This window comes from Pasteurella oralis, from assembly GCF_002850605.1.
GTDB classification, from domain to species: Bacteria; Pseudomonadota; Gammaproteobacteria; order Enterobacterales; family Pasteurellaceae; genus Pasteurella; species Pasteurella oralis.
Genome location: NZ_NXGB01000009.1, coordinates 88,226 through 101,358 on the forward strand (window position 1 = coordinate 88,226; position 13,133 = coordinate 101,358).

The 13,133-nt window shown below is 37.9% G+C and carries 12 protein-coding genes; 3 read left to right on the forward strand and 9 right to left on the reverse strand.

Going from position 1 to position 13,133, the window contains the following annotated elements; genetic code table 11:
- Nucleotides 1–166: 166 nt before the first annotated feature.
- From C0975_RS10410 to C0975_RS10420, 3 genes are all read left to right on the forward strand, one after another.
- Nucleotides 167–4,504, forward strand: coding sequence for a YadA-like family protein (locus tag C0975_RS10410; RefSeq protein WP_101776313.1), 4,338 nt, complete (start codon nt 167–169; stop codon nt 4,502–4,504).
- Nucleotides 4,505–4,627: 123 nt separating this feature from the next.
- Nucleotides 4,628–5,098, forward strand: a complete 471-nt coding sequence (locus C0975_RS10415) for a low molecular weight protein-tyrosine-phosphatase (RefSeq protein ID WP_101776314.1) — start codon at nt 4,628–4,630, stop codon at nt 5,096–5,098.
- A gap of 94 nt (nt 5,099–5,192) precedes the next feature.
- Nucleotides 5,193–5,405, forward strand: coding sequence for an HP1242/YdcH family protein (locus C0975_RS10420; RefSeq protein WP_101776315.1), 213 nt, complete (start codon nt 5,193–5,195; stop codon nt 5,403–5,405).
- A gap of 65 nt (nt 5,406–5,470) precedes the next feature.
- On the opposite strand, the gene slyD is transcribed toward C0975_RS10420, so the two are convergent.
- The 9 genes from slyD to def form a co-directional block, all read right to left on the reverse strand.
- A complete protein-coding gene (gene slyD, locus C0975_RS10425) occupies nt 5,471–6,067 on the reverse strand; it encodes a peptidylprolyl isomerase (RefSeq protein WP_101776316.1) in 597 nt (198 codons plus the stop codon).
- 64 nt (nt 6,068–6,131) lie between these two features.
- Nucleotides 6,132–6,836: an SIMPL domain-containing protein gene (locus C0975_RS10430; RefSeq protein WP_101776317.1), complete on the reverse strand. Its 705-nt coding sequence runs from the start codon at nt 6,834–6,836 to the stop codon at nt 6,132–6,134.
- Nucleotides 6,837–6,963: 127 nt separating this feature from the next.
- Nucleotides 6,964–7,371, reverse strand: coding sequence for a ribonuclease E inhibitor RraB (gene rraB, locus C0975_RS10435; RefSeq protein WP_101776318.1), 408 nt, complete (start codon nt 7,369–7,371; stop codon nt 6,964–6,966).
- Nucleotides 7,372–7,501: 130 nt separating this feature from the next.
- Nucleotides 7,502–7,906 carry a large-conductance mechanosensitive channel protein MscL gene (mscL, locus tag C0975_RS10440; RefSeq protein WP_101776319.1) on the reverse strand — a complete coding sequence of 135 codons (405 nt, stop codon included), beginning with the start codon at nt 7,904–7,906 and terminating at the stop codon, nt 7,502–7,504.
- Between the two features lie 82 nt (nt 7,907–7,988).
- The gene (gene trkA, locus C0975_RS10445) at nt 7,989–9,365 is read right to left on the reverse strand and encodes a Trk system potassium transporter TrkA (protein WP_101776320.1); all 1,377 of its coding nucleotides are present in this window, start codon (nt 9,363–9,365) and stop codon (nt 7,989–7,991) included.
- Nucleotides 9,365–10,189 (reverse strand): glycosyltransferase family 2 protein, encoded by an 825-nt coding sequence (locus C0975_RS10450; protein ID WP_101776321.1) that lies wholly within the window; start codon nt 10,187–10,189, stop codon nt 9,365–9,367. The genes trkA and C0975_RS10450 overlap by 1 nt, the downstream gene beginning before the upstream one ends.
- A complete protein-coding gene (gene rsmB, locus C0975_RS10455; RefSeq protein ID WP_101776322.1) occupies nt 10,189–11,535 on the reverse strand; it encodes a 16S rRNA (cytosine(967)-C(5))-methyltransferase RsmB in 1,347 nt (448 codons plus the stop codon). The genes C0975_RS10450 and rsmB overlap by 1 nt, the downstream gene beginning before the upstream one ends.
- Entirely contained in the window at nt 11,535–12,488 is a 954-nt protein-coding gene (gene fmt, locus C0975_RS10460) for a methionyl-tRNA formyltransferase (protein ID WP_101776323.1), read from the reverse strand. Before fmt ends, rsmB begins: the two co-directional genes overlap by 1 nt.
- Nucleotides 12,489–12,556: 68 nt before the next feature.
- Complete coding sequence (gene def / locus C0975_RS10465) at nt 12,557–13,069, reverse strand: peptide deformylase (protein WP_101776324.1); 513 nt, start codon at nt 13,067–13,069, stop codon at nt 12,557–12,559.
- Nucleotides 13,070–13,133 lie beyond the last annotated feature (64 nt).

Sequence of the window (13,133 nt, forward strand, 5' to 3'; positions counted from 1 at the left end):
TACATAGCAAAGATAGTGATTAATTAATAACCATCGTAAAATTAATAATCAAGTTTACTTTACACATCCTTGTTTCCATAGCTGTACCAAATAGGGATTATAACCACTAGATAAATGAGAATTTTTCGATTCTCAATATATCTAATAGAAATCACAGGTGAAATAAATGAATAAAATCTATCGTACATTATGGAACACGGCTACTCAAAGCTGGATCGTTGTCTCAGAATTAGCAAAATCTGGTGGAAAAAGCGCATCAGCCAAAACAGGACTAGTCAATGGAGTAAGCGGTGTTAGTCTTACTTTGACAACAGTTACTGCATCTTTGTTATTCGTCAGTGGACAGGTTGGAGCTGTGGATGTGCTAGGTAACAAACATTCTATAACTGGCGATGTTGGTAATTATTGTTTTTTTGATAAAACAAGTCTAAGTGTTGTTTGCGGTGATGAAGCAACAAAAACCATTGATAAAATAGATAATAAACCAGCTAAATCTGTAGTCATTGGTTCCAAAGCAACTAATGAAGGGGAAAGTAATGTTGCGATGGGTATAAATAGCCAAACAAAAAATACTGCCTCGATAGCTATTGGTGCAAATGCAAAAGCATTAGACAACCAAGCAATTGCTATAGGTCAAGATGCAGCAGCTAATAGTGATTGGGATATTTCGATTGGTCGCCAAGCTGGCGCAAATCAAATTGAAGTAGCTCAACAAGGAAGAAATATTGCAATTGGTGATGGTGCTTTAAGAGGTGGTAAAGGATTAAATAACAATACCGCATTAGGTACTAGTGCAGGTGAACGATTATCAGGTACACATAATGTGATCATGGGTACTTATGCTAATGCAGATGAAGCAGTTCAATCAGCTAAAACCGCAGACAAAAGTTTCACGCCAAGTCAATTTAATATAAAACAAAATAACGATGGCAAATATTATGTCGATGCTAGCAATACTGTGGCATTAGGTCATCGAGCATTAGCAACTCAGCTAGCCGCTGTGGCAATAGGACAACAAGCAAAAGCATTAGGTAGTCAAACTATTGCAACAGGTAATGGTGCTAAATCAAGCGGTTCAGGTTCTGTCGCAACTGGTAGCAATTCCATTTCAACTGGAACTTCCTCAATAGCAATTGGTGGTACTGTGAATTCAACAGAATCAACTAAAACAATCGCCTCTGATCATTATGCTATTGCGATGGGTAATGGCGCACACGCTACTAAGTCAGATACAGTTGCAGTTGGTAGAAATGCTAAAGCAGCGGGACAAGGAACAATTGCTATTGGTTACAATTCTGGGGTGCTGAAATTATCAACAGAAACAACTGATGCTATCGTTGCAGCGACAGACGCCGTCTTTATCGGTAATAAAGCTGGCTATAAATCAAACAACAATCGTATGCAAGTATCTATTGGTAAAGACTCTGGTGAAGGAATTGTTGGTACAGAAAATATTACTTTTGGTAATGGCGCAGGTAAAAATACCAAAGGTAATACAAACATCGCCATCTCAAGTCGTGCGGGGCAAAATGTGGAAGGTCACGATAACTTTGCCGCCTTAATTGAAGCTGGGCAAAACATTAAAGGTGTTAACAATATTGCGATTGGTAAACACGCAGGTCGTGGCACAGATGCTAATCAAAAACTAGTAATCAATAATACTATTGCATTAGGTAAATCTGCACTTGCTTCTCAAAATGATGGTATCGCTATTGGTCAAGATTCCAAAACACAAGCAACCAATGCTATTGCTATTGGTCGCAGTACAACTATTAGTGATACGGGTCTAGGCTCTGTCGCAATTGGTGCATATAGTTCTGCAAATGGCGTAAATTCAGCGGCGATTGGTCAAAAAGCTGAAGCTTCCGGCTCAAATTCTTTTGCTGGCGGTCAAGACTCTCATGCAACAGGTAAATCATCAATCGCTATTGGTGATGGCGCGAAAAGCTCTTCTGACTCATCTATTTCTGTAGGGACATATTCTAAAGCCTCAGCTGGCGGTACAACTGCTCTTGGTTATAAAAGTAATGCACAGGGATATCGTAGTTCAGCGTTAGGTTCTGAAGCTTCCGCGACAGCAATCAGTACTAGTTCCGTTGCTGTCGGTGACAAATCTCAAGTTAATGCAGTCAAAGGGGTGGCTATTGGTTATAACGCTCAAGCAATAGGTGGCGAAACAGCCAATATTGCAATTGGTGATAGCGCTAAAGCAGATGCAAGCGGTGCAATTGTGTTAGGTACAAAAGCAGAGGCTTCAAGCTTAACTGGTGCGGATGGCAAAAAATATGGTGCATATTCAGCTATCGTTATTGGTACTGAAGCCAAAGCTATTGCACAACAAGCTCAAAATGGCAAATATGAAAATCCGAAAGATGCTATTGCTATTGGTACAAAGGCTGAGGCACATTATGCTAGCGCAATTGCTTTAGGAGCTGGTGCTAAATCTGATACCAAAGCACAAGCAATATCTATTGGTTATAATTCAAATGCAAAAGGCTATCAAGCCATTGCTTTTGGTTCTGAAGCAAAAACAACTGAAAACGCAGGTAGTTCTATTGCACTTGGGACGAAAGCTCATACCCGTGCGGCTTTTTCATTAGCATTTGGTTCAGAAGCAGAAACAGGCTTTGATGGCGGCAGTTTAACAGACGGTGCAGGGGCTATTGCTTTAGGACAAAAGGCGAAAGCTAAAAAACAAAGCTCAATAGCATTGGGTCAAGATGCTATTGCAGATCATAAAGATGCAGTAGCTCTTGGCAGTGGCTCACAAACAGCCGATGCAATAGCAACAACCCAAGCAACAGTGAATGGTTTTACTTATTCTGGCTTTGCTGGTACTACGCCTACATCAACGGTAAGTGTTGGTAAAGCAGGTGCAGAACGTACAATTACTAATGTTGCAGCAGGTCGTGTCACCCAAAATAGCACCGATGCAATTAACGGTAGTCAGTTATATTTAGCGCTAAATACACTAGGGCATGTTGGTGATACTTTAGTCACCAATGTATTAGGTGGAGATGCTGCAATTGTTAAAACAGGGGATACTGCTGGTACATTAACAATGTCAAACATTGGTGGTACTGGTAAAGGGACTATCCATGAAGCTATTCAATCCGTCAATAACACAGCAAAAGCCGCTAAAACTGAAGTGGTTCAAGGTAATAACATCGTTGTTACAGAAACCGTAGGAACCGATGGTAATAAAGTATACACTGTTGCCACGGCTAAAGAAGTCAACTTTGATAAAACTACTGTTGGCAGTGTACTAATTGATAAAAATACTAATGATATTACTGGATTAGATAATAAAGAATTGACCTCACCAGATTTTGGCAAAAAAGGGAGGGCAGCAACTGAAGAACAGCTAAGTAAAGCAGTAGATCAAGTTGCGAATGTTCTGGGTGGTGATGCTAAATTTGAAAATGGCACTTTAACTATGACAAATATTGGCGATACTGGTGCCAATAATATTCATGATGCAATCAAAGCAGTTAATGCAACAGCAAAAGCCTCTAAAACAACTGTTGTAGAAGGTGATAATATTAAAGTCACTACAGAAACTGCGGCTGATGGTAGCAAAACTTACACGGTTGCAACCAAAAAAGACGTGAAATTCGATAGCGCTGTTGCAGGTGGTACGAAAATCGATAGTAATGGTTTAACTTTCGTCAATGACGATGGCTCTAAAGTTGACAATAGCCCAAGCATCAGTAAAACAGGTATTAATGCGGGTAACCAAAAAGTAGCCAATGTTGCAAATGGGGATGTATCACAAAATAGTAAAGATGCCGTTAATGGTAGCCAATTATTTGCACAAGCTGAAGGTGTGAAAAATATCATTGGTGGCAATACAACCTATGATCCTACAACTGGTACTTATACAAATGCGAATATTGGCGGTACAGGTAAGAACAATATTAGTGATGCAATTAAAGCAAGTCGCAATGAAGTTTCTGCTGGCAAAAACATGACCGTGACGCCAACCCTAGGGGCTAATGGGCAGACGATCTATGAAGTTGCAACAAAAGACAATGTTGAGTTCAAAGAAATTAAAGTCGGTCCAAGTGTCACGATTAATGAATCAGGCTTACAAGCTGGCAATATTAAAGTTGATGCAACAAGTAATAAGATCAGTGGGCTTGCGAAAGGTGACGTTTCTGCAACAAGTACAGATGCAGTAAATGGCAGCCAGTTACATGAACTTAGCCAGAAGATTAATCAACAAGGCAATAACTACAATGCATTGGATAAGCGTATTAATAATGTAGACAGAAAACTCCGCGCAGGTATTGCTGGTGCGAATGCGGTGGCTGGTCTACCACAAGCTTATATTCCAGGTAAGAGCATGGTTGCTATCGCCACTAGTACCTATAAAGGTGAAAATGCGGTTGCACTAGGTATGTCACGTATTTCTGATAATGGTAAAGTTATCATTAAATTAACAGGTAATACGAATTCTCGCGGTGACTTTGGTGGAAGTATTGGTGCGGGCTACCAATGGTAATGGCTAACTATTGCTAGAAAGTACAATAAATTCGGCTCTATTCGATTGAATAGAGCCGAATTATATTCTAATTGCAATAAAATAAACGCCTGCGGCAAATTATAAAGAGATAAAGGAAGTAGAATGACAATCAATATATTATTTGTATGTTTAGGTAATATCTGCCGCTCTCCAATGGCAGAGTTTGTCATGCGAGAGAAAATTAAACGAGTAGGCTTACAAGATGCGATTAAAACCAGTAGTGCAGGAACCTCAGGTTGGCATAGTGGCGAAGATATGCACTGTGGTACCACAGAGATCTTAGATCTACATAAGATTGATAGCACTGGTTTTCGAAGTAAAAAAGTGCGGTCAGAAAATTGGCAATTTTTCGATTATTTACTTGCAATGGATGATCTCAATCTACAGGATCTCGAGATCATGTTTGGCCATCATCCAGAGAAATTATTCAAAATTACTGATCTCTGTCCTGATTTAGGCTATGACCATATCCCTGATCCTTGGTATAGCAAAAATTTTGCGCAAACTTATCAACTTTTAGACCAATGCTGTGATGCACTATTAAACAAAATACGTATCACACATTGTCTTTAAATTTGTGATCTTCAACACATTTATTTTGAGCAAATTTCGATAAGATAATGGGGAGGTAAGTACTTTTTATACTACAACGCTATAAGGAGCGCCTATGTTTCCAGAATTTCGTGATTTGATTTCTAAATTAAAAATTGAAGATGCCCATTTTAGTCGTTTATTTGATAAACATAATGAGTTGGATCAACGGATTAAAAATATTGAATCCCATATTGAACTTGGTACACCGATAGAAGTAGAAAATTTAAAAAAAGAGAAATTGCGTTTGAAAGATGAGCTTTATGCCATATTGAAAAAGCAAAGCTAAACTGCTCAAAATTGCTAAAAAAAGAACCGCACTTAATGTGCGGTTCTTTTTTTTCAGAGTCAAAATTAGTGTTTACATCCACCATTACCACAGCAACCTTCGTGATCATGATGGTGATGTTCATGATGATGACTGCCACAACCACAACCATGTCCGTCTTCATCACTATCGTGATGGTGTCCACCACAGCAGCCACCTTCTTGATGAATATGTCCATGCGAAATTTCTTCTAATGTAGCCTCACGAGTTGCCACTACTTCAACAGTAAATAACAATTCTTGACCTGCTAACATGTGATTGCCATCTACTACAACATCATTTTCTGCAACTTCAGTAATGACGACAGGTAATGCACCAATATCTGTATCAGCAATAAAACGCATTCCTACGACTAATTCATCTACACCTTGAAATACATCTTTTGGTACACGCTGCACCATATTTTCATTATATTCGCCGTAACCTTCTTCTGGTTTTACACGCACCTCAAATTTATCACCAACTGCTTTGCCTTCTAATGCATTTTCTAAACCAATGACTAAATTATTATGACCCTGTAAATATTCTAAAGGTTGGTTTGTTGGCGCCTCATCAACTAATACACCATCTGCCGTGCGTACTTGATAAGCAATACTCACCACCACATTTTTTGCAACTTTCATTATTACTCCGATTTTTTAACAAATGAATTTGATTATTGTATAAGAAATATGAAGCATTAGAAAGCTAATCATTGATTAATTCAATCTTCGCTTGTACTTGCGCGCGAATCTGGGTTTTCCCCGCTTCAAGTGCCATCTCATCTGCAGCATATGAGACTGCACTTGCACGCATCATTTTATTAGAGTAAGGACGTGGTGATTGAACAAAATGATCTGGCGTAGCAATGTTTAATTCGATGACTTTATAGCCTTTACTCTTTAAACTGGTTTGGATCACTTTCGCTTTTTGCTCAAATTTTTGTAACACCGCTTCTGTCATTTCATTTTCCAATGCAGTCAGTGTGTCTGGTGAAACGGAAGCATACAGTTTTTCAATCATTAATTGGTTGTTTAACTCTGAAACCAATTTAGAAAGTGCGACAGAGTCTTTACTTTGTAAAACAAGTTCAGCACGGCTTACCCAACCATTTTGTTTACCATCTTTGCCATAGCGCACTTGTGTATTACGATCTTGTGATTGAATTTGCACAATACTTTGCTTTTTCACTAAAGCAATTGCGGTATTAATACGCTCTGTCACATTTTTATTTAATAAACTAATGTCTTTACCTTCCTCTTGAGTGAACATGACTACTTGCATTAAATCTTGATTTACTTCTCTTTCAACTTCTGCACTAAAAGTCACAATATTACTTGGCTGACTTTCTGCATTCGCAGAAACGGCAAAAGGTAAAGCTAATAATGCTAATGTTAAATGTTTTAATTTCATAAAATATCCTTATTAGAGTTAAAAATAATCATTTATTAGGCAATATCACCCCTAAATAGTTCCAAAATAAAACCGCACTTTTAATAAGTATAAAAGTGCGGTCTTAATTTATGAAATTTTGATAGGCTTAGGCGTCATCTTCTTCCTCAAAAAATTCACCATCATCGCCATATTCATCATCACTCGCATTTGGATCTTCAAAATAAGTTCCCCACCCATCATAGAGACCAGCAAACTTTTCTACTAATGGAATTAATTCTTTTTGTTGAGCATCTATAATTTCGGGCTTTAATTCGACTTCACTAATAATATCAAAACAGAAAATAACTTTGCCATTATCATCTTCAAATTCTTCCGCTTCTGATACTTCATAGCCTGCTTTAAATGCTTCTACTGCTATTTTTTCTAACTTATCAAAGTCATGATGTGCAATATGATGTTCAATAATATAAAGCGCATTTGGATCACTGCCATCATTTAATAAATCAGTAATAATTTCGCGCGTTTCAGCTTGTAATACTTGTAAATCAGTCATAATCAATTTGCCTCTTAGAAATGAATTGGCGTTATTGTAAAAGGAATGGGTAGCCTAAACAAGGTAAGATATTTGGTGGTAAAAATAAAAAATCTTCCACTAAGGGAAGATTTTTTCTCGGTAAATGAAATTATTTTTTTAATAAATCACGGATTTCTGTTAATAACACTTCTTCATTTGAAGGTTTTGGCGGTTCAGCTGGCGTTTCTTCTGCTGGTGTTTCACGTTTTAATTTATTCAATGCCTTAATCATTAGGAAAATGGCGAAAGCAATAATAATGAAATCAAAGACGTTTTGAATAAATGCACCATAATTTAACGTCACTGCGGGTACATCACCTACCGCTTCTTTTAATACGATATTTAGATCTTTAAAATCAACACCACCAGTTAAAATACCTAATACTGGCATAACAACATCACCAACTAATGAACTGACAATTTTACCAAAAGCACCACCAATGATCACACCGACAGCCATATCAACAACATTACCACGCATCGCAAATTCGCGAAACTCTTTAATAAAACTCATAAAAACTCCTCACTAAACTTTACTTTGAATCAACGTGCATTATAGGAGCTTTTCATTTGTTGTACAGTGTATTTACTCTACTTTAAATAAAAAATACACTTGGCTGAAATAGCTTTTCAATATCAGATACAAATTTTTTATCGCTTAAATATACAATGACATGATCGTTATCTTCAATCACTAAATTTTTCTTTGCCATAATCACTTCATTACCACGCAAAACGGCACCAATAATTGCCCCTTGAGGTAATTTTAGCTCAGAAATTTTGCGACCAATAACGAGTGATGAATCTTCTTCACCATGAACAATAATTTCGAGTGCTTCTGCGACACCATGTCGTAATGACGCAACATTGACAGTATCTCCTTTACGTACATGGCTTAATAACGCTGAAATTGTTGCCTGTTGTGGTGAAACTGCAATATCAATAGTACCACCTTGAATAAGATTGATATATGCCATACGTTGAATAAGCACCATTGCTTTTTTCGCACCTAAGCGTTTCGCTAATAACGCAGACATAATATTGGCTTCATCATCACTGGTTAATGATAAAAAAACATCAATATTTTCAATCTGCTCTTCAAAGAGGAAAGATTGATCTGATGCATCACCACAAAAAATCAATGTATTAGATAATTTTTCTGCTAACGCGGTTGCACGCTCTGCATTACGTTCAATTAATTTTACTGAGCATTGCCCCTCCAAACGTTTCGCGACACCGATACCAATATTACCTCCACCAGCAATCATGATACGCTTATAAGGTTTTTCTAGACGTTGTAACTCGCTCATGACCGCTTTAATGTGAATTGTTTCACAAATAAAAGTGACTTCATCACCTGCTTCAATGATAGTTGAACCCTGTGGGCGAATCACTTTATCTTGCCGTAAAATAGACACAATACGGCACTCAATATGCGGCATATGATCTTTCAATGCAGAAATCGCATAACCGACTAATGGGCCACCATAATATGCCTTTACAACCACAAGACTAATACGCCCATCAGCAAAATGCGCTACTTGCAACGCACCGGGATAATCAATCAAACGCGTAATCTCATCTGTAACTAATTTCTCTGGTGAAATAATATGATCAATAGGCAACACATTCGTCTGGAATAATTTATCTTTTTCTCGTAAATATTCCGCATTACGAATACGTGCAATTTTTGTTGGCGTATTAAATAACGTATAACTAATCTGACACGCTACCATATTAATTTCGTCAGAACTGGTCACCGCGACTAGCAAATCCGCATCTTGCGCCCCTGCTTCGCGTAACACTCTTGGTGAAGAAGCCGAGCCATTCACAACACGTAAATCATGCTTACTTTGTAAATTTTCTAAACGTAGTGATTGATTATCAACCAAAGTAATATCGTTATCCTCACTCACTAAATTTTCAGCAAGTGTTGTCCCAACTTGCCCTGCACCAAGAATGATGATTTTCATTATTCTGTTCTCTCAATTACCAATGGCTTAACACCGACTTCTTGCGTATTTAAATACTGTTTTAGCTGCTCAACTTGACCACAAATGGTTTCCGTGATTTGTTCTGCCACTTCAAGATGATCTTGCCCTGCAGTTCTTTGTGTTTTACCAAATAATATGGCATCTAACAAACGCTCTTCTTGCATTCCTTCATCGCAATAACGCAAAACACCAACATCTTCAAATAAAGTCGCAACTCGACCAAGTTTTGCAACGACATTACCAATAACACTATCATCACCACCTAAACGGCGAAACAAAGATTCTTGTGGAAAACCGCCACAGGCTAATAAAAATAAGCGACGAAAAACCACATTGCGTGCAGATGCTAACTGCACATTTTCCCATGCGTCCTTAAAATCAGGATGTTCTGCATAACGTTCCGCTAAATCTACTGGTTTTAAAGCAAGTCTTACTAATGATGTTTCTGGTCGAAAATGAAATACGCAACTTGCTGTCGTTAGTGCTTCTGGCTCATAAGCATCATCTGCGTCTAAAAAAGCAATAAATTCTGCGTTACTTTGTAATGCTCCCCAATTTCTCGCTTTCGCAAGCCCACCATTGCGTGATAGCTTTTCTACGGTGACTTTCTCAGGAAATCGTGCTGCAATTTGATTAGCCAGTTTAAATGTATTGTCTGTCGAATTATCATCTACAATCCAAAGATGATTCAACGCATTTTGGTTTAATACTGAATTAACAGCTCGAATCAACGTTTTCTCTGCGTTATAACAAGAGATAACCACATCTACTTTGGGAAAAGACCCTTTATTGATATTCATAATTAAACTACCTTCCTTAATTTAGCATAATAAAAACCATCGCCGCCGTTTTCTGTTGGAATAAACTGAAAACCAACTGCGCTTTCTGTAGAAGCAAAAGGCAATTGCTCTAATTTAGCATCTACATTGTCCTGTAAAAATTGCCCAATTTGTAATGCATTTTCCTCAGGTAACACCGAGCAAGTTGCATATAATAAAGTTCCATTTGGTTTTAATATTGCCCAAAGGGCTTGTAAAATTTGTGCTTGTAGCAGCACAAGCTGTTCAATATCAGATTCTTGACGCAACCATTTAATATCAGGATGGCGACGAATCACGCCTGTTGCAGAACAAGGCGCATCTAATAAAATTCGGTCAAATTGGACCGCACTTTTACCCGCAACAATGCCAACCTGTTCTAACCATTGTGCTGGCTGGCTAGCATCACCGCAAATCACTGTCGCAGACTGTTGCATACGCGCTAAATTTTCATGTACACGTTTCAAACGGCTTTCTTCAATATCTAAAGCAACAACATGGGCTTTCGGTGCTTGTTCTAAAATATGTGTCGTTTTACCACCTGGCGCGGCACAAGCATCTAAAATCAACTCATGGTCCTGTGGCGCCAATAAAATAGCAGACCACTGCGCATGTAAATCTTGAACGCTAACATGCCCTTGTGCGAAAGCAGGCAAATTATTGACTGCGGTAGGCTGTGCCAAACGTAGTGCGCAAGGATTATCTGCACTAAAAGTATCAATACCCTGTTCTGCTAATAAAGCACGATAACTTGTTGTATCACTCTGTTGCTGATTAACACGGATCCACATTGGCGGCTTTTGATTATTGGCTTCAATAATATCACGCCAATTTGGATAAGCTTTTTTCAAACGATTTACTATCCATTCAGGATGTAATGTCTGCCAATGTTTATCGACTTGTGCTAAAAAATGTTGTTGCTCTCGTAAAAAGCGACGTAATACTGCATTAATTAGACCTCGAAACCCCTCGACTTTAAGGGTACTCGTTGCATTAACCACTTCATCAACTGCTGCATGAGAAGGAATACGGGTATAAAGTAATTGGTATAAGCCAACTAGTAATAAGCAATGTACAATGCGTTTTTTTCCCTTCAATGGTTTATCAACAATCAACTTAATAATATTTTCTAAACGAGGTAATACACGGCAAATGCCAAAACAAATTTCTTGTAATAAAGGTAAGTCTTGCTGCTTGATTTGGTTTTGTACCTCAGGCAACAACGTGGATAATGATTTTCCTTGATCTAAAACTTGTAAGATGATTTGAGCTGCCAGTGCACGGCTTGAAAGTGCGGTCTGTTTTTTAGCAGTTTTTACTCGCTTTTGCATTATAGTACCTTACCTACAGTGAACCACTCAGCTCGTCCATTCAACAATTCCTGTGCTGACATCGACTTCTTGCCTGCCGGTTGTAATCGCAATAAATTCAACACACCTTCTGCGGTGGCAACTTGAATACCTTTTTTATCTGCGCTTAAAATCGTTCCTGCTGGTTTATCAACATGTGGTAAAACGACTGCTTGATAAACTTTTATTAATTGCTCATTGCCAAGCTGATCTGTTATAGAAAAATAACTTATTGGCCAAGGATTAAAAGCACGAATACAACGTTCCAATATATTTGCTGATAGACTCCAATCTAATTTCGCTTCTTCTTTAGAAAGTTTCTCCGCATAATTCGACTGTAACTCATCTTGCTTCTCTGCAACAAACTTACCTGATTCTAAATGATCCAATACATCAATAAGCGCACTTGGTGCAATCTCAGCCAATCTATTATATAAACTAATTGAAGTTTCCTCTGGTCTGATATCACAATAGACTTTGTGCAACATGTCACCTGTATCTAACCCCTCATCCATTTGCATAATCGTCACACCTGTTTGTGTATCACCCGCCCAGATAGCACGTTGAATGGGGGCCGCTCCACGCCAACGAGGTAACAAAGAACCATGCACGTTTAAACAACCTAAACGGGGCGTTTCTAAAACAACCTTTGGTAGAATTAAACCATAAGCCACAACAACCATTACATCAGCATGTAATTCAGCTAATTCAGCTTGCGCTTCAGATTTACGCAGTGATTTAGGTTGATAAATAGGTAGTTGATACTGTTCGGCTAATTGCTTAACAGCACTAGCCTGTAATTTTTTGCCACGCCCAGCAGGTTTATCTGGCTGAGTGTACACAGCAACTACATTATGATGAGAGTCAAGTAAGGCTTGCAAATGTTTTGCCGCGAAATTAGGTGTTCCAGCAAAAATGATATTCAATGGTTTCATGATAAATTGGATAATGTTCTACGTTATGAATCAAAACACCCACGTTTTTAACGTGGGCTACTAAAAAATTATTTTTGTTTAGCGAGCTGCTTCTGCCATTTTATTAATTTTTCTTTTATGCGTTGGCGTTTTAATGGTGATAAATAGTCAGCAAAAACGATTCCATTTAAGTGATCAATTTCATGTTGAATACAAATTGCTAACAAACCATCAGCTTCTAAAGTGTATTCCTTACCATGACGATCTAATGCTTTCACTTTTACTTTCTCTTTACGAGGTACAAAACCACGCATTCCCGGCAACGATAAGCATCCCTCTTCAATACCTGTTTCACCACAACTTTCAACAATTTCAGGATTAATAAGTACATATTGATTTTCTTTTGTACCTTCAATATCAATTGTAATGATTCGCTGATGAATATCTACTTGCGTTGCCGCCAAACCAATACCTTCTTGGTGATACATTGTTTCAAACATATCATCAATAATTTCACGTGTTTTATCATCAACAACATCCACCGGTTTCGCAATAATTTTTAAGCGCTCATCGGGATAAACTAGTATATTTAATAGTGCCATAATCTCTCTTATTTCATTTATTAAGCTAATAAAGTTACCATTTTAACGGTTTTTTTACTTTTTT

Bases quoted from the DNA above. Each gene is read 5' to 3' on its own strand.
- fmt (WP_101776323.1), bottom strand. From the start codon at position 12,488: ATGAAACCATTGAATATCATTTTTGCTGGAACACCTAATTTCGCGGCA.
- def (WP_101776324.1), bottom strand. From the start codon at position 13,069: ATGGCACTATTAAATATACTAGTTTATCCCGATGAGCGCTTAAAAATT.
- C0975_RS10420 (WP_101776315.1), top strand. From the start codon at position 5,193: ATGTTTCCAGAATTTCGTGATTTGATTTCTAAATTAAAAATTGAAGAT.
- slyD (WP_101776316.1), bottom strand. From the start codon at position 6,067: ATGAAAGTTGCAAAAAATGTGGTGGTGAGTATTGCTTATCAAGTACGC.
- trkA (WP_101776320.1), bottom strand. From the start codon at position 9,365: ATGAAAATCATCATTCTTGGTGCAGGGCAAGTTGGGACAACACTTGCT.
- C0975_RS10415 (WP_101776314.1), top strand. From the start codon at position 4,628: ATGACAATCAATATATTATTTGTATGTTTAGGTAATATCTGCCGCTCT.
- rraB (WP_101776318.1), bottom strand. From the start codon at position 7,371: ATGACTGATTTACAAGTATTACAAGCTGAAACGCGCGAAATTATTACT.
- mscL (WP_101776319.1), bottom strand. From the start codon at position 7,906: ATGAGTTTTATTAAAGAGTTTCGCGAATTTGCGATGCGTGGTAATGTT.
- C0975_RS10430 (WP_101776317.1), bottom strand. From the start codon at position 6,836: ATGAAATTAAAACATTTAACATTAGCATTATTAGCTTTACCTTTTGCC.
- C0975_RS10410 (WP_101776313.1), top strand. From the start codon at position 167: ATGAATAAAATCTATCGTACATTATGGAACACGGCTACTCAAAGCTGG.
- rsmB (WP_101776322.1), bottom strand. From the start codon at position 11,535: ATGCAAAAGCGAGTAAAAACTGCTAAAAAACAGACCGCACTTTCAAGC.